General features: G+C 76.4%; 14 protein-coding genes. 2 read left to right on the top strand and 12 right to left on the bottom strand.

The annotated features are described in order from the left end of the window. Positions 1 to 44: 44 nt before the first annotated feature. Genes FHN55_RS02340 through FHN55_RS02320 form a run of 5 tightly spaced genes read right to left on the bottom strand, consistent with a single transcriptional unit; the run spans position 45 to position 5518 of the window. Entirely contained in the window at positions 45 to 1352 is a 1308-nt protein-coding gene (locus tag FHN55_RS02340; RefSeq protein ID WP_257570636.1) for an alpha/beta hydrolase, read from the bottom strand. Between the two features lie 32 nt (positions 1353 to 1384). Next, positions 1385 to 2191: an enoyl-CoA hydratase-related protein gene (locus FHN55_RS02335; RefSeq protein WP_139710412.1), complete on the bottom strand. Its 807-nt coding sequence runs from the start codon at positions 2189 to 2191 to the stop codon at positions 1385 to 1387. 5 nt (positions 2192 to 2196) lie between these two features. Next, positions 2197 to 2883 (bottom strand): RraA family protein, encoded by a 687-nt coding sequence (locus FHN55_RS02330; RefSeq protein ID WP_218974277.1) that lies wholly within the window; start codon positions 2881 to 2883, stop codon positions 2197 to 2199. A gap of 23 nt (positions 2884 to 2906) precedes the next feature. After that, positions 2907 to 4289, bottom strand: a complete 1383-nt coding sequence (locus tag FHN55_RS02325) for an NAD-dependent succinate-semialdehyde dehydrogenase (RefSeq protein ID WP_139710410.1) — start codon at positions 4287 to 4289, stop codon at positions 2907 to 2909. Continuing rightward, entirely contained in the window at positions 4289 to 5518 is a 1230-nt protein-coding gene (locus tag FHN55_RS02320; RefSeq protein WP_218974276.1) for an iron-containing alcohol dehydrogenase, read from the bottom strand. Before FHN55_RS02320 ends, FHN55_RS02325 begins: the two co-directional genes overlap by 1 nt. A gap of 135 nt (positions 5519 to 5653) precedes the next feature. Between FHN55_RS02320 and FHN55_RS02315 the strand changes: the two genes are divergently transcribed. Together FHN55_RS02315 and FHN55_RS02310 are read left to right on the top strand one after the other, a co-directional pair. Next, on the top strand, positions 5654 to 6355 hold the full coding sequence (locus FHN55_RS02315; RefSeq protein WP_139710408.1) for an RraA family protein: 702 nt from the start codon (positions 5654 to 5656) through the stop codon (positions 6353 to 6355). A 51-nt stretch (positions 6356 to 6406) separates the two neighbouring features. Continuing rightward, complete coding sequence (locus FHN55_RS02310) at positions 6407 to 7093, top strand: GntR family transcriptional regulator (RefSeq protein WP_139710406.1); 687 nt, start codon at positions 6407 to 6409, stop codon at positions 7091 to 7093. Positions 7094 to 7142: 49 nt separating this feature from the next. On the opposite strand, the gene FHN55_RS02305 is transcribed toward FHN55_RS02310, so the two are convergent. The 7 genes from FHN55_RS02305 to FHN55_RS02275 all read right to left on the bottom strand — a co-directional run bounded on the left by FHN55_RS02305 (position 7143) and on the right by FHN55_RS02275 (position 15134). Then, positions 7143 to 8471, bottom strand: coding sequence for an alpha-amylase family glycosyl hydrolase (locus FHN55_RS02305; protein WP_218974275.1), 1329 nt, complete (start codon positions 8469 to 8471; stop codon positions 7143 to 7145). 107 nt (positions 8472 to 8578) lie between these two features. Then, positions 8579 to 10708, bottom strand: coding sequence for a methyl-accepting chemotaxis protein (locus FHN55_RS02300; protein WP_180357585.1), 2130 nt, complete (start codon positions 10706 to 10708; stop codon positions 8579 to 8581). Between the two features lie 32 nt (positions 10709 to 10740). Next, on the bottom strand, positions 10741 to 11841 hold the full coding sequence (locus tag FHN55_RS02295) for a Gfo/Idh/MocA family protein (RefSeq protein ID WP_180357584.1): 1101 nt from the start codon (positions 11839 to 11841) through the stop codon (positions 10741 to 10743). Continuing rightward, positions 11838 to 12917: a Gfo/Idh/MocA family protein gene (locus tag FHN55_RS02290; protein WP_218974274.1), complete on the bottom strand. Its 1080-nt coding sequence runs from the start codon at positions 12915 to 12917 to the stop codon at positions 11838 to 11840. Before FHN55_RS02290 ends, FHN55_RS02295 begins: the two co-directional genes overlap by 4 nt. After that, positions 12914 to 13450, bottom strand: coding sequence for a gamma carbonic anhydrase family protein (locus tag FHN55_RS02285; RefSeq protein WP_218974273.1), 537 nt, complete (start codon positions 13448 to 13450; stop codon positions 12914 to 12916). Before FHN55_RS02285 ends, FHN55_RS02290 begins: the two co-directional genes overlap by 4 nt. Continuing rightward, positions 13447 to 14340, bottom strand: a complete 894-nt coding sequence (locus FHN55_RS02280; RefSeq protein ID WP_139710397.1) for an amidohydrolase — start codon at positions 14338 to 14340, stop codon at positions 13447 to 13449. Before FHN55_RS02280 ends, FHN55_RS02285 begins: the two co-directional genes overlap by 4 nt. Further along, positions 14337 to 15134, bottom strand: coding sequence for an enoyl-CoA hydratase-related protein (locus tag FHN55_RS02275; protein ID WP_139710395.1), 798 nt, complete (start codon positions 15132 to 15134; stop codon positions 14337 to 14339). Before FHN55_RS02275 ends, FHN55_RS02280 begins: the two co-directional genes overlap by 4 nt. Positions 15135 to 15142: the final 8 nt, after the last annotated feature.

The raw sequence follows: 15142 nt of genomic DNA, 5'->3' as shown, positions 1-15142 counted from the left end.
CTCCGGGACCGCAGCCGAGCGCCTGGCTGCGGTCCCGGGGGGCGTCAGAGGCGGCCGGCGGTCATGTCGACCAGGCGCGACAGCACCCGGTCGCCGTCGGCGCGCAGGCCGTTGTGGAGCAGCTCGTCGGTGACCCAGGTGCGCGCACCGAGCAGCGACGCCGTGGCGCGGGAGTGCTCGGCGAGCACGTACGGGTCGTCGAGGTAGACCGCGGCGGCCACCGGCACGCCGTCGGCCCCGCGGGCGACGCCGTCGAGCGCCGACGGGTCGTACAGGCGGGGCCAGGGGCGGTCCGCCAGCAGCCGGGCCGCCTCCGCGACCGGCGCCAGGGCGCCGACGCCGCCGCGCTCGGGGTCGAGCAGCCAGTCGCCGACGTGCTCGCCGGAGAAGAGCGCCGGGTCCCCCAGCAGGTCCGCGCCCTCACCGCCGCCGCCGAAGTCGTCGGGGCGGGTGCGCTCGGCCGACCACGCCGTGGTGGCGCCGTCGGCGTAGCAGGCCTCGTGCACCAGCAGGTAGAGCGGGTTGCGGGCCAGGCCGAGCGGGTCGGCGGCGTCGGCGCGGAACGCCGGGGAGCCCACCGGCCGCTCCAGCAGCGCGTGCAGGGCGTCGGCGCCGTCGCTCATGCCGAGGGAGTGGCCGGCGGCGCGCAGCACGCGCGACGTGACGCGGTCGCCCGTCGTCGTCCTGAGGTCCTCGGCGGCGAGGTGGGCGTGCAGCCGGCGCAGCCGCTCGAGGTCGTGCGGGTAGCGCTCGTGGTAGCGCGCCGAGAGCACGCGCATCTGCGCCCAGGTGGCGGCGTAGACCTCGTCGGGGTGGACGCCGACGGGCGGCAGGCCGCCCGTGATGTGCACCGAGCGCAGCGACGCCGGCGCCAGCGAGAGGTAGGTGAGCGCGCAGAAGCCGCCGAAGCTCTGCCCGAGCAGGCTCCAGCGGTCCACGCCCAGCGCCTCGCGGAGCACCTCGGCGTCGCGCACGATGCTGTCCGCGCGGAAGTGCGCGAGGTGGTCGGCCTGCTGGGCGGGCGTCATCCCGGGCAGGTCGCCGACGGGCGTGGAGCGCCCGGTGCCGCGCTGGTCGAGCAGCACGACGCGGAAGTCGCGCAGCGCCCGCGCCATCCAGCCGGACGTCAGCGGCGCCCCCGCGGGGCGGGTGGCCTCCTGGCCGGGACCGCCCTGGAGGAACAGCAGCGCCGGCCTGCCCGCGCCGTCGCCCACCGCGCTGACCTCGCGCGCGAAGAGCACCAGGGACCCGGCGGCCGGGTCGGCGTGGTCGAGCGGGACGTCGAGCTCGTGCTCGAGCACCCGCAGCCCGGGCAGGTGCAGCTCGGCGGTGCGCAGGTCGGGTGCGGTCACCGGTCCACCCTGCCGCACGCGGGGGCGGACGGTCAGGGGGTCGACCAGCGGGGGCGACGGCGCTCCAGGAAGGCGGCGACGCCCTCGTGGAAGTCGGGGTGGGAGTAGACGGCGGCGTAGACGTCGTCGGCGTCGACGGGCCAGCCGCCCGCGCCGACCACGTCGGCGTCGTCGAGGCGCTGCCCGATCTCCTTGGCCGCCGCCACGGCGTGCGGCGCGCACCGCGAGACGGACGCGAGCAGCTCCGCCTCCACCGCCGCCAGCTGCTCCGGCTCCACGACCCGCGACACCAGCCCCGCCGCCCGCACCTCCTCGGCGGTCGCGAGCCGCCCGGTGAGCAGCAGCTCGTTCGTCAGCGCCCGCCCCAGCGACGCGCGCAGCCGGGCCGTGGTGCCCGGGGAGACGCAGTTGCCGAGCGTGCGCGCCACCGGTGCCCCGAAGCGCGACGACGGCGTGGCCACCACCACGTCGCAGCACGCGACCACGGCCAGGCCCCCGCCGACGGCGGGACCGTCGACGAGGGCCAGCACGGGCACCCGCAGGGCGCGGACGGCGTCGAGCACGTCGACGATGTGCCGCTCGTACGCGACGCCGTCCTCCCCCGTGCGGATGCCCACCAGGTCGGCGACGTCGGTGCCGGCGGCGAACGTCCCGTCGCGCCCGGTCACGCTGACCAGGCGGACGGAGGCGTCGGCCGCGAGCGCGAGGCAGTGGTCGCGCAGCTGGGCGTACATCGCCTCGGTGAACGCGCCCCGCGCCGCGGGGTTGGAGATGACCAGCCGCGCGAGCCCGCCCTCGCGCTCCAGCAGCACCCGCCCCGCGTCGCCCTCGGTGGACATCGGCCTCAGCGGGTGCTCTCGTCGAGCTCCCAGCCGAGCTTGCCGTAGAGCGCGGCCCGGCCCTTCTTGTCGTTCTCGTTCTCCTGGCGGGCGTACCTGGCCACCAGCTCGGCGTGCTCGCGCGGCACGGCCACCACGCCGTCGCCGTCCCCGACGACGATGTCGCCGGGCTTGATCTGCACGCCGCCGATGGTCACGGGCACGCCGTACGTCTCGTACTCCACCCGGCCCTGCGTCATGGCCTGGTTGCGCCACCGCGCGAAGATCGGCACGCCCTGGGCGATGCACTCGTCGCGGTCGCGCGCGCCACCGGAGGTCACCACCGCCGCGGCGCCCTTGATGTGCATGTCGAGGGAGTTGTACGAGCCGATCTCCCCGCACCCGGCGTCCGGGGACTCGAGCACCACGATGTCGCCCTGCTGCAGCTCGGAGTCCCAGGGCTGGATCTGGACCTCCTTGTACCAGTAGTTGCGGGCCCACTCGGTGTACTCGTCGCCGGTGATCTGCGGCACCTGCTTCTGCGTGACGCGGGAGCGCACGGTGAACGCCGGCCCGCAGAACCTCATGCCCTCCGCGATCGGCATGATCGACCTGTCGACGCTGCCCTTGTTGGGCATGCCGATCCAGTCGAGCCCGTCGCGCACGTCCGCCACGCGCAGGCCCTCGAACAGCTGGGCGATCTCGTCAGCCACGTCACTCCTTCGTGTTGGTGCCGTCACCAGTCGACGGCGGTGTAGGTCGTCTCGAGGTACTCCAGGAGGCCTTCGGCGCTCCCCTCCCTCCCCAGCCCGCTCTCCTTGGTGCCGCCGAACGGTGCGGCCGGGTCGGAGACCAGCCCGCGGTTGACGGCGACCATCCCCGCCTCCAGGCGCTCGGCCACGCGCAGCGCGCGCCCCAGCTCCCCGGCGTAGACGTAGGCGACCAGCCCGTGCTCGGTGTCGTTGGCCAGCGCGACTGCCTGCTCGTCGTCGTCGACGACGACGACGGGCGCGACCGGCGCGAAGACCTCCTCGGCCAGCACCGCCGCGCCGTCGGGCACGTCGGTCAGCACGGTGGGCGGGTAGAAGCAGCCGGGGCCCTCGAGGCGCTCGCCGCCGAGCAGCAGGCGGGCGCCGCGGGCCACGGCGTCGTCGACGAGCCGGGCGGCCTTGTCGACGGCGGCGGTGTCGACCAGCGGCCCGCAGCCGGTGGCCGGGTCGCTCCCCCGGCCGACCACCACGGCGCCCATGCGCTGCGCGAGGCCGGCGGAGAAGGCGTCGGCGAGGCTGCGGTGCACGTAGAAGCGGTTGGCGGCGGTGCACGCCTGGCCGCCGCCGCGCATCTTGGCGACCATCGCGCCGTCGAGCGCGGCCTCGACGTCGCTGCCCTCCAGCACGAGGAAGGGCGCGTTGCCGCCGAGCTCCATCGCGGTGCGCAGCACCCGGTCGGCGCTGCGGCGCAGCAGCAGCTTGCCGACCTCGGTGGACCCGGTGAAGGACAGCATCCGCACCGCCGGGTGGCCCAGCAGCGCGTCGACCACGGGTGCCGCCTGCGACGTGGTGACCACGCCGAGCGCGCCGTCGGGCAGCCCGGCCTCGCGGAGGAGGTCGGCGAGGAGCAGCGCGGTGAGCGGGGTCTGCTCGGCGGGCTTGAGGACGGCGGTGCACCCGGCGGCCAGCGCGGGGCCGACCTTGCGCGTGACCATCGCCGCGGGGAAGTTCCACGGCGTGACGAGCGCCGCGACGCCGATCGGCCGGTGGCTCACGAGGATGCGGTTGCCGCCGCCGGGTGCGCGCCCCAGCCGGCCGGGGACGCGGACGCCCTCCTCGGCGTACCAGCGCAGGAACTCCGCGGCGTAGCTGACCTCGGCGCGCGCGTCGGGCAGCGCCTTGCCGTTCTCGAGGCTGATGAGCTGCGCGACCTCCTCGGCCCGCGCGGTCATGAGCGCGAAGGCGCGGGTCAGGACGGCGGAGCGCTCGCGCGGGGCGGCGGCCGCCCAGGCCGGCTGGGCGCGGGCCGCGGCGTCGGCGGCGGCCAGGGCGTCGGTCGGCCCGAGGTCGGGGACGGAGCCGACGACCTGGTCGGTGGCGGGGTCGAGGACGTCGAGCTGGGCGCCCATCAGGCCGCACCTCCCACGGTCAGGTCCCCGGCGTGCGCGGCGCGCAGCAGCGCGAGCGCGGCGTGCTCGTCGAAGGGACGGGGGCTGTTCTCCACCAGGCGACGGGCGCTGAGCGACGCCGTCGCGAGGGCGGGCAGGTCGGCCTCGTCGACGCCGAGGTCGGCGAGGGTCCGCGGGATGCCGGCGCTGGAGAGCAGGTCGGCGACGGCGAGGACGGTCCCGTGGGCGGGCCCGGTGCGCCGGTCCTCGGGGACGCCGAGGGCGTCGGCCAGCTCCGCGAGCCGGTCGCCGACGACGGGCGCGGTGAAGGCCACGACGTACGGCAGGAGCAGCCCCACGCCCACGCCGTGCGGGGTGTGCGTCAGCGCGCCGAGCGGGTACTGCAGCGCGTGCGCGGCCGCCGTCCCCGCCGTCCCGAAGGCGAGTCCGCCGGCCAGCGCGGCCAGGGCCATGCCGGTGCGGGCCTCGAGGTCGTCGCCGTGCTCGACGGCGCTCCGCAGGTGCTGTGCGGCGCTGCGGGCGCCGAGCAGCGCCCAGTGGTCGGTGAGCACCCCACGACCCACGAACACCCGGCTGCCGCTCAGCTCGTCGCCGTCGCGGCGGACGGCGGTGAACGCCTCGACGCAGTGCGACAGCGCGTCGGCGCCGGCCGCTGCGGTCACCGACGGCGGGCAGGTCAGCGCGAGCTCGGGGTCGACCACGGCGGTGTGCGGCACGAGGTGGCGGCTGGAGACGCCGACCTTCGTGGCGCGCTCGGCGTCGGTGACCACCGCGACCGGCGTGGCCTCCGAACCGGTGCCGGCGGTGGTGGGGACGGCGACGACGGGCGCGACGGGCCCGGGCACCAGGTCCTCGCCGTAGTAGTCCTGCGGGCGGCCGCCGTGGGCGAGCAGCACCGCGGCGAGCTTGGCGAGGTCGAGGCAGCTGCCTCCCCCGAAGCCGACGAGGACGTCGGTGCCGTGGCGGCGGGCCTCCTCGGCCAGCGCGGCGGCGTCCTCGACGGGCAGCTCGGGGACGGCGCGGTCGTGGACGGCGACGTCGAGGCCGGCGGCCCGCAGGCCGTCGACGAGCTGGCCGGTGGCCGGGTCGGCGGCGAGGCGGGGGTCGGTGACCACGAGGGCGCGCTGACCGAGCCGGGCCGTGGCGGCGGGGACGGACGTGCGGGTGCCGGCTCCGAAGAGGACCTCGCGGGGGCTGCGGAGCAGTCCCCCCAGCGGCAGCTCTCCCACGCTCGACCAGCCCCTTCGCCGTCGTCACCGCCCACCAGAAATCCGATCGGATCTGATGGACGACGACCCTGGCACGCGGCACGAGGCGCCGTCAAGGGCTTCCACAGATCCGATCGGATCGGATACCGTCGGGCGATGGACGAGACCCACGACGACGTGCTGGCCCTCTTCGACGGACTCCGCGTGGCCGACGTGCGCGACGGCATGGACTGGGTGGGGCTGCCCCACCGCGGCTCCGTGACCAGGGAGATCACCCCCGTCGCCCCCGGCATGCGGCTGTGCGGACGCGCCTTCACCGTGCGCACCCGCCCCAGCGACAAGGTGGTCCCCCACGGCATCTCGCCGGAGGAGTACACCGCCTGGGCGCACGAGTACTGGTACGGCGAGGTCAACACCTCCAAGGCCTGGCGGGACGGCCTGCGCCCCGGTGACGTCGTCGTCATCGAGGGCGCCGACCTGGGCGTCGGCGAGGTCGGCTCCAACAACTCCCTCGGCTGGCACGTGCTCGGCGCCGTCGGCGTGGTGACCTCCGGCGGGGTCCGCGACGTCGACGAGGTGACCGCCCAGGGCGTCCCCGTGTTCGCCCGGTACCGCTCGCAGTCGATGACGCAGGGGCGGATCGAGTTCGCCGAGGCCGGGCAGCCGGTGGCCCTGGGCGACGTGGTCGTCAGGCCCGGTGACGTGGTGGTGGCCGACGGCGACGGGGTGATCGTCGTCCCGGTCGAGCGCGCCGAGGAGGTGGCCCGGTACGGTCGCCAGGAGCTCGAGAACGACAAGGCCATCCGCCGCGGCTACTACCAGTCGCTGGGGTGGGCCCTGGACGAGACCGTGCGGTGAGCCGAGCAGTGGGGTCAGCGGCCGAGACCGTGCCGCGGTCGGGAGGTCGCAGTGCCCAGCCAGGAGCGGGACGAGCAGAAGGGCCTTCCGCTGCCGCGCGTGCGCCTCGGTGACGAGGTCTACGACCAGCTGGTCTCGCGCCTGCTCTCCCACCAGCTGGCCCCCGGCGACCGGATCACCGTCGACGCGCTCTCCCGCGAGCTCGGCGTCTCCCAGACACCCATCCGCGAGGCGCTGACGCGCATGGAGGCCGGCGGGGTGGTGGTGCGCACCCACCTCGCCGGCTACCGCGTGGCCCCCGAGCTGGACCGGCGCTCCTTCGACGACCTCGTCGAGCTCCGCCTCCTGCTGGAGCCGGTGGCGGCGCAGCACGCCGCCGAGCGCACGACCCCCGAGCAGCTCGACGCGCTGCGCGAGCTGGCCTCCGCCATGGAGGCGCAGGAGTCCGGTCCCGACGGCACCCAGGACTACGCCGCGTTCGCCGGCCTGGACGCCCGCTTCCACGACGCCGTGGCCGAGGCCGCCGGCAGCGCGCTGCTGCGCGAGGCGCTCGCCCGCCTGCACACCCACCTCAAGCTGTTCCGCCTCAGCAGCGGGCGTCGGGTGCTCACCGAGGCCCTGGCCGAGCACCGGGCCGTGGTCGACGCCGTGGCCGCGGGCGACCCGGACGCCGCCGCGGCGGCCATGCGCGAGCACGTGGAGCGCTCAGCAGCCCGGTTCTCGGCCTTCTTCAGCTGACGCGACGGCGCGGCCGCCCGTCCGCGGAGAGGTTCCCCCCAGCTGCGGGTCAGGGGCGGCCGAAGACCGCGGCGCTGTGCGCCTCCACGGTGCCCTCGAGCAGCTGCTCACCCTCCCGTGGAGCGAAGCTCACCGGGGCGTCGGTGAGGTTGAGCACCACGCTCAGCCCCCGTGCCCCTGCACCCCGCCCGCCCTCGTCGCCGCCGGCGCCACCGGGGGGGCCGACCTCACTGAGGCGGTAGACCAGCACCGCGTCTTCGACGCGTTCCACCGCAACAGCGGCCTGCCAGAGCCACCGGTGGCGCCGCCGCAGACCGATGAGGCGCTGGTGCAGCCGGAACACCGGCTCCCCCTCCGCCCACAGCCCCTCGGGGGTGGCGGGGAAGGCCGGACGCACCGCGTCGTCCCCGCCGGCGCGCTCCTCCTTGACGCCGCGGTAGTCCCACTCGTCCCCGGCGTACACCGCCGGCACCCCGGGCAGGGTGAACAGCGCCGTCACCGCGTGGACCAGGTGCCGGCGGTCGTGCAGCTGGCTGGCGATGCGGGTGGTGTCGTGGTTGCCCAGGAACGTCGTGGGCACGAACGGCGGGTCCATCGCCCTGCCCGTCGCGACGAAGGCGTCGTGGCGGCCGAGGGCGTGCGCCAGCTCGTGGAAGTTGGCGTCGTTCAGGCTCGACCAGATCGCCTTCCACATCTCGTACTGGGTCAGGGAGTCCACGCCGGCGGCGGGGGCGAACTCCCGGGGGTCGGCGTGGATGGTCTCGCCCAGGAACCAGGCGTGCGGGTGGCTGGCGCGGACCTGGTCGATGATCTCGCGCCAGGCGGCGGGGGCCACGGCGTAGGCGGCGTCCAGGCGCCACCCGTCGACCCCTGCGTCGAGCCAGTGGCGCACCACCGCGACGACGTGCTCGCGCACCGGTGGGTGGGTCAGGTCCAGCTCGACCAGCGCCTCGTGCCCCTCGAAGACCGCCCACCCGTCCTCGCGGTCGGGGTCGCGGGCGAACCACGCCGCGGCCTGCTCGTCGCCGGCCTGGGCGGCGCGGAAGCGCTCGTGGGAGCGACCGACGTGGTTGAAGACCCCGTCCAGGACCACCTCCACCCCTCGGGCGTGCGCCTGCTCGACCAGGTGGCGCAGGTCGCCCTCGTCGCCCAGGCGCGCGTCGATGCGCAGGTGGTCCCGGGTGTCGTAGCCGTGGCTCTCGGAGTCGAAGATCGGCCCCAGCTGCAGGGCGTTCGCGCCGAGGGCGACCAGGTGGTCCAGCCACGCCTCCAGGTGCGGCAGGCGGTGGGTGACCGCCAGACCACCGTCGTTGGTGGCCTCGGCGCCCGTGAAGCTCAGGGGGTGGACGTGCCAGATGATGGTGTCAGCAGAGCGCACCGCTCCCATGATCCTGGTGGGCGGCGCTGCGGGCCAGGCGACTCTCGCGGAGGAGGGGCCGGTCCCCGGGCACCGGTCGTCGAAGGACGGGGAGCACCGCCGCCAGCTCAGCGGACGACGAAGTGGCTGACCTCGCGGGTCAGACGAGCAGCGACCCCGCCCAGCTCCCCGGTGGCCGTCCTGACGGTCGCGGCCTGGGCCGTGGTGTCGCTGACGGTCCCCACCAGGGCCTGCATCGAGGTCGCCATGCTCTCCGTGCGCTCGGCCGCCGACGACAGCACGGCCCCGACCGACGTCGCTGTCCGGCGCTGGGCGTCGACCGCCGTGGTGATGTCGCGCTGCATGCCGTCGACCTCGGTGATCGTGGCGGTGATGCGGTGGATCTCCTCGGCGGCGGCCGCCGCCTCGGCGCGCACGGAGTCCAGCGTTCCCGCGATGTCCTCGGTGGCGCGGGCCGTCTGCGCGGCCAGCTGCTTGACCTCCCCGGCGACCACGGCGAAGCCCCGGCCCGCCTCCCCCGCCCGGGCGGCCTCGATGGTCGCGTTCAGCGCCAGCAGGTTCGTCTGCGAGGCGATCGCGCTGATGGTGCCGAGCACGTCCTCGATGCGCTGGGTCGAGGCGCTGAGGCGCTCGACGGTGCCGTTGGCCGCCGCCGCTCGGAGCACCGCTCCGGCGGCGACCTCGGAGACCGCGCCCACGGTGTGGGACACCTCGTCAGCAGCCCCCCGCAGCTCCTCCACCGCGGTGGCGACGTGGTGGACCCCCGCCGAGACGTCATCGGCGCCGCTGGCCGCCGCCGACGCCTCCTGCGCGGTGCGCTGCGCTCCCCCGGCGAGCTCCTCGCTCACCGCCACGAGCGCCGAGCTGGTGCGCTGCAGCTGGGCGGCGCCGTCACTCATGGCCGACACCGCGGCACGCACCCCGCCCACGGCCTCGTCCACGGCCCTGGCCATGGCTCCGAGCTCGTCGGGTCGCGCAGCGTCCTGGGGGTCCGCTCCCCCGGAGAGGTCGCGTCCGGCCACACGGCGCAGCGCCTCGGTCAGCCGCTGGACGCGGCGCACGATGCGTCCGGCCAGCAGTGCCACCAGCAGCGACATCACCACGGCGACCACGAGACCGGCCAGGAGCATGTCGCGCGTCTGGGACGCGGCCCCCTCCTGGATGCGGTCGGTGACCGCTGCGACGTCGGCCTCGGGGGACCACGCCGTCACCACCCACTGGTACGGCGCGTACTCGGACACCCCGACCGACGCCGGTCCACCCGCAGCATCGATCCGCAGGGTGGTCGAACCACCCTCGGGGAGCCCCGCCGCCGTGTCGAGGATCCGCTGCACGTAGGGCTCCCCCGCGGCGTCGGCGTCGTCCAGCAGCGGCTGCCCGGCCGGGACGCCCGTCGGCGGCACGACCGCCAGGCCCGGCGACGCGGGGGCGCTCGAGTAGACGACCACCTCACCAGAGCGTCCGACGACAGAGGCCTCCAGCCTCTGGCGCAGGTCCGCGGTGACCTCCTCCTGCGGGAGGCCCACGAAGAGGGCGCCGGTCACCGCGCCGGCCGCGTCACGGGTGGGGGCGTACACCGTGACGAAGGGCCGTCCCACCACCGTGGCCGGCCCGTGGAAGACCTCGCCGGCCAGCAGGGACGCGACCACCGCGTTGGGGCTCGCGTCGGGGTTGGTGGCGGGGATGTAGGTGCCGATGGCCCGGCGGCCCTCGGCGGTGACCACGGTGGTCGCCACGCGGAGCATGTCGCCCTGCTCGTTGACGCGCTGGAACAGGGTCACCGAGGCGCCGGTGACCCTGGCCGCCTCGTCGATGCCCGACACCGGCGCTGCGGGGTCGGAGACCTGTCCGATCCAGCGCCCGCCCAGCTGCACCCCCGGCAGGTCCACGGCGGTGACGGACCCGTCGGCCTGGTTCTTGGCCTGCCAGCTCACCGGAGCGCCGTAGGTGGTGCCGCCCTCGCGGTCGATGACGTCCTGGGCGGCGACCAGGCTGGTGTCCAGACGGGCCTGCACGGCCTCCGCCTGGGCGGCGATCATGTCCGAGACCTGCTGCCCGGTGGCGCGCAGGGCAGCGGCGTCCAGCTCCTGGACGTCGGCCTGCACGTCGGTCAGCAGCGACTCGGAGCGCCAGCTGCCGAGGGCGGTCAGCCCGACCGCGGTGAGGACCACGGCCGCGGCCGCGGGGAGCACGAGCTGGCGGCGCAGGGTGGCGGTGAAGGGTCGAGGCAGGGGCACGGTGTCCTCCGGGACGGTCCTGGACGACTCCTTCATCCACTCCTCGCATCGGCAGGCGCGATGGCGACCTTGACCGTGCGGCGACCGCTCCCCGCAGGAGCGAGCGCTCGCTCCAGGACGTCGACGACGTCGCGCCCCTGCTCACCCGGCACGGCCACCGGCGGGCCGCCGCGCAGCGACGCCGCGAGGCTCGCGTACAGCTCCGCCCCCAGCCGGCCGGGCGGCTCCAGGCCGTCGTGGACGACGACGACGGCGCCACCCGCGTCACGCACGACCACCGCCGTGCCGTCCTCGCTGGTGATGTCGCCGCGCTCGCCGACCACCCGGAACCTCGGCGCCGCGTGCTCGGCCTCGCGGTGCACGTCGATGCGCGCGCTCGCGCTGATCCCGCGCTGCTCGAAGACGAGGTCGATGCGCAGGTGGTCCTCCACGTCCGAGCCGGGCGGCCGGTGCGCGGTGCCCGTCACCCCGGAGGGTGGGCCGAGCAGCTGCAGCACCTGGTCGACCGGGTGCGGCCCGATGAGCCAGCCCACTCCCCCGCCGGTGTCCGCGCCCTCGGTCCAGGTGGCCACGTCGTCGCCGGTGTGGGGCGTGCCGTCACCAGCCGTCCGGTAGCGGCCGGCGTGGCTGCGGTGCACCTCCACGCGGCGCACCGGCCCGACCGCGCCCTCGCGCACGAGCTGCAGCACCCGCTGGAAGTCGGGCTCCCACCGCCGCTGCTGATGCACCGACAGCTGCCGGCCCGCGGCGCGCGCCGCGGCGAGCATCGCGTCGGCGTCGGCGCGGGAGGTGGCCATCGGCTTCTCCACGTGCACGTGGCGCCCCGCCTCCAGCGCCCCGGTCACGACGTCCCGGTGCAGGTGGTGCGGCAGGGCGACGACGACGAGCTCGACGCCGCCCCGCTCCGGCTCGAGCGCCACGAGCGCGCGCCAGTCGGTGTGGGCCCGCGCGCCGAAGCGCTCCGCCGCTGCCGCCGCGCGGGCGGGGTCGGCGTCGCAGACGGCGACCAGCTCGAGCTGCCCACCCGCTCTCGCCGGCTCGAGGTTCTGCTCCGCGTGGTAGTACCAGCCGCTGTTGCCGAGCCCGACCAGGCCGACCCGCACCGCCCCGCCCGCCCGGGTGCCCGCGCTCACCGCCACACCGCCCCGGGGCCTGCGAGCACCTCGCCGCCGAGCGCCTCCTCGACGTCGACCGCGGCACCACCGCGGGACGCCGACAGGTAGGCGGCGTCCATGACCCCCATCGTCCGGAGGTTGTCGCGGCCGCTGTGCGGAGCCTCGACCCCGGCGTCGAGCGCGTCCAGCAGCGCCGCGGTGCTGCTCCCGTACGACAGGTGCGCGCGCGTGACGGGCCCGGCGTCGACGAAGGACGCCTCCACCACCTCGTCGCCGCGCAGCTGCAGCTCACCGAGCGCCGGCCCGGCCATGGGGTGCTCGCGGGACGTCCTGGCGCTGCCGTGCTCGCCGTCGGCGCGCAGCTCCTGGGTGGGCAGGCCGCGGGCCCTCCAGGACGACGTCATCGTGGCGAGCAGCCCGTCCTCGAAGGAGACCAGCAGCGCGGCGAGCTGCTCCCCCGGCAGCCCGGAGGCGGGGTCGCGGCGGGTGAGCGCGCTGACGGTGCGCGGCGGGCTGGCCGCCAGCCACTGCAGCCTGTCGATGAGGTGCACGCTGAAGATGGCCATCTCCAGGCGCTGCTCGGAGGCCCGCCAGACGCCGGGCGCCTGCGGGCGGTCCTGGAAGGAGCGGTGCTCCAGCAGGTGCAGCGGCCCCAGCTCGCCCGAGCGCACGCGGTCCGCCAGCCACTGCTGCTCGGGGTACCAGCGGAAGTTCTGGCTCACCGCCAGCGGCACCCCGGCGGCCTCGGCGCGGCGCACCAGCTCCACCGCGTGCGCACCGCGGGGCGCGAACGGCTTCTCCACGAGCAGCGCGACACCGCGCTCCAGCGCCGGGTCGACCACCTCGTCGCGCACGGCGGGCGGGGTCAGCACGAGCAGGACGTCGACCCCGGCACCTGCGGCCGCGTGGTCGAGCAGGTCCTCCACCCCTCCGAACGGCTCCACCCCCGCGTGCTCCACGGCGAACGCCTCCCGGGCGGCGGGGTCCGGGTCGCACACGGCCACCACCTCGGCGCGGCCGGCGCACACCGCGGCGATCCCCGCGGCGTGCTGGCGCGCCACCCACCCCGCGCCGACCAGCCCGACCCGCCTCACTGCTCCACCCCGGTGCGGTGGAGGTCGGTGAGCTCCACGTACGCCGGTCCGTTCGCGCGCACGCGCTCCAGCTCGGCCCGGGTGAGGTCGCGCAGCACCCGGGCGGGCACCCCGGCCACGAGCACGCGGTCGGGCACGGCGGCGCCCTCCTTCACCACGGCCCCGGCGGCCACGAGCGCCTCCGCGCCGACCACCGCTCCGGTGAGCACCACCGCCGCCATGCCCACCAGCGCGCCGTCCCCGACGGTGCAGCCGTGCAGCACGGCGCGGTGCCCCACCGAGACGCGCTCGCCCACGTCCACGGCGCCGTGGGCGTCGGCGTGGACGACGCAGCCGTCCTGCAGGTTGCTGTCCCGCCCGACGCGGATCGGCGACCCGTCGGCGCGCAGCACACAGCCGTACCAGACGCTCGCCCCGGCGGCGACGTGCACGTCACCGACGAGCACCGCGGTGGGAGCCACCCACGCGCCGTCGTCGACCACCGGCCGGCGCTCCCCCAGCGCGATCAGCAGCGGCCCCTGGCCAGCCCTCACAGCCCGTACCAGCGCACGGCGGAGCCGCCGCAGACCTGCGCGAGGGCCCCCTCGACGTCGTCGGACCCTCCGTCGGCGAGGGCCTTGGCGACGGCGTCGCGCAGGTCGCCCCACGCCTGCGCGTAGCTCGCCCGCAGGAGCACCACCGGCCAGTTGCTCGCCAGCAGCAGCCGGTCGGCGCCGAAGCCGTCCAGGACGTGGCCGACGTAGCGGGGCAGGACGTCGGCGCGCCAGGCGTCCCACGCCGTCAGCGCGTCGACGCCCACCGACACCTTGAGCGCCACCCCGGGCAGCTCCGCGAGCGCGGCGGCGTTGGAGGCCCACGGCTCCCAGCCACCGGTGTCGAGCGGGGGCCGGGCGAGGTGGTCGACCACCACCCGCAGCTGCGGCACCGCGCGGGCCAGGCCGGCGACGGCGCGGACCTGCTCGGGGGTGATGGGGACGACGTCCCACACGAGCCCGCGCTCGGCGAGCTCGGCGAACAGGGCGACCACGCCGGGGTCGGCGAGCCGCTCCAGCGGGTCTCGGCCCACCAGCGTGCGCACGCCGCACCAGGAGGTGGTGTCGGCGCGGGCCAGCTCGGCGCGGGCGGCGGCGGGGTCGAGGACCGGGAGCCACCCGACGACGCCCCGCACGTGCGGGGTCTGCGAGGCCCAGGCGGCGAGCCTGTCGTTCTCGGCGGGCTCGTCGACCGACTGCATGAGCACTCCTGCGTCCACGCCGGCGGCGGCGAGCTCGCCGGCGAGGTCGGCGGGGCCGTAGTCGCGGGCGATGGCGCCGTGGGCTCCGGTGCGCCAGGCCGACTGGTCGGCCTCTCCGTAGGTCCAGAAGTGGTGGTGGGCGTCCACCACGGAGGTCTGGCTCATCTGCTGGCTCGTCTGCTGGCTCATCTCGCCTCCCAGCGGGGCGGTCGGTGGTCGAGGAACGCGGTGACGCCCTCGCGGAAGTCGGCGCTGCCGTAGCAGGCGCGCAGGAGGTCGGTGTCGTCCGGGAACCCGGCCGGCCAGGCCGCGGCGGCGAGGCGCCGGTCGGTCTCCTTGAAGGCGGCCAGGGCGCCGGGTGCGGCGGCGAGGAGGCCGTCCAGCAGCTGCGCCACGCCGTCGTCCAGCTCCTCGGCGCCCAGGACGACGTCCGCCAGCCCGGCCGCGGCGGCCTGCGGCGCGTCGAGCATGCGGGAGGTGAGGAGCAGCGCGCGGGCCCGCGCGGGTCCGGTGCGCCGCGCGAGCGCCGCGACGACGGCGGCGGGCACGCAGTTGCCGAGCGTGCGCGCCACCGGCAGCCCGAACCGCGCCCGCGGGCCGGCCACCACCACGTCGCTGACCGCGACGAGCGCGAGGCCGGCGCCGGCGGCGGGCCCGTCGACCACGGCGACCACCGGCACCGGCACGGCGGCCAGGGCCTCGAGCACCGCGCCGACCCGCCGCTCGTAGGCCACGCCCGCCTCGCCGGCGTCGGGGGCGCCGAGCACGTCGGCGGCGAGCACGCGCACGTCGGTGCCCGCCGCGAAGGCGCCGTCGGTGCCGGCCAGCACGAGCACCCGCACGGACGGGTCGGTGGTGGCGAGGGCGGCCACCTCGGCCAGCTGGTCGTACATGGCCGAGGTCAGCGCCCCGAGCCGGCGCGGGTGGTCGAGGACCGCGCGGAGCACTCCCCCGTGGTGCTCCGCGCGGACCCGGCCCGTCACGGCAGGAC

It is taken from the genome of Streptomyces sp. NP160, assembly GCF_006335115.1.
In the GTDB taxonomy this organism is placed as follows: Bacteria; Actinomycetota; Actinomycetes; order Actinomycetales; family Quadrisphaeraceae; genus Quadrisphaera.
The sequence above is the reverse complement of the archived record's forward strand: the minus strand, read 5'-3'. Positions and strand labels throughout refer to the sequence as shown.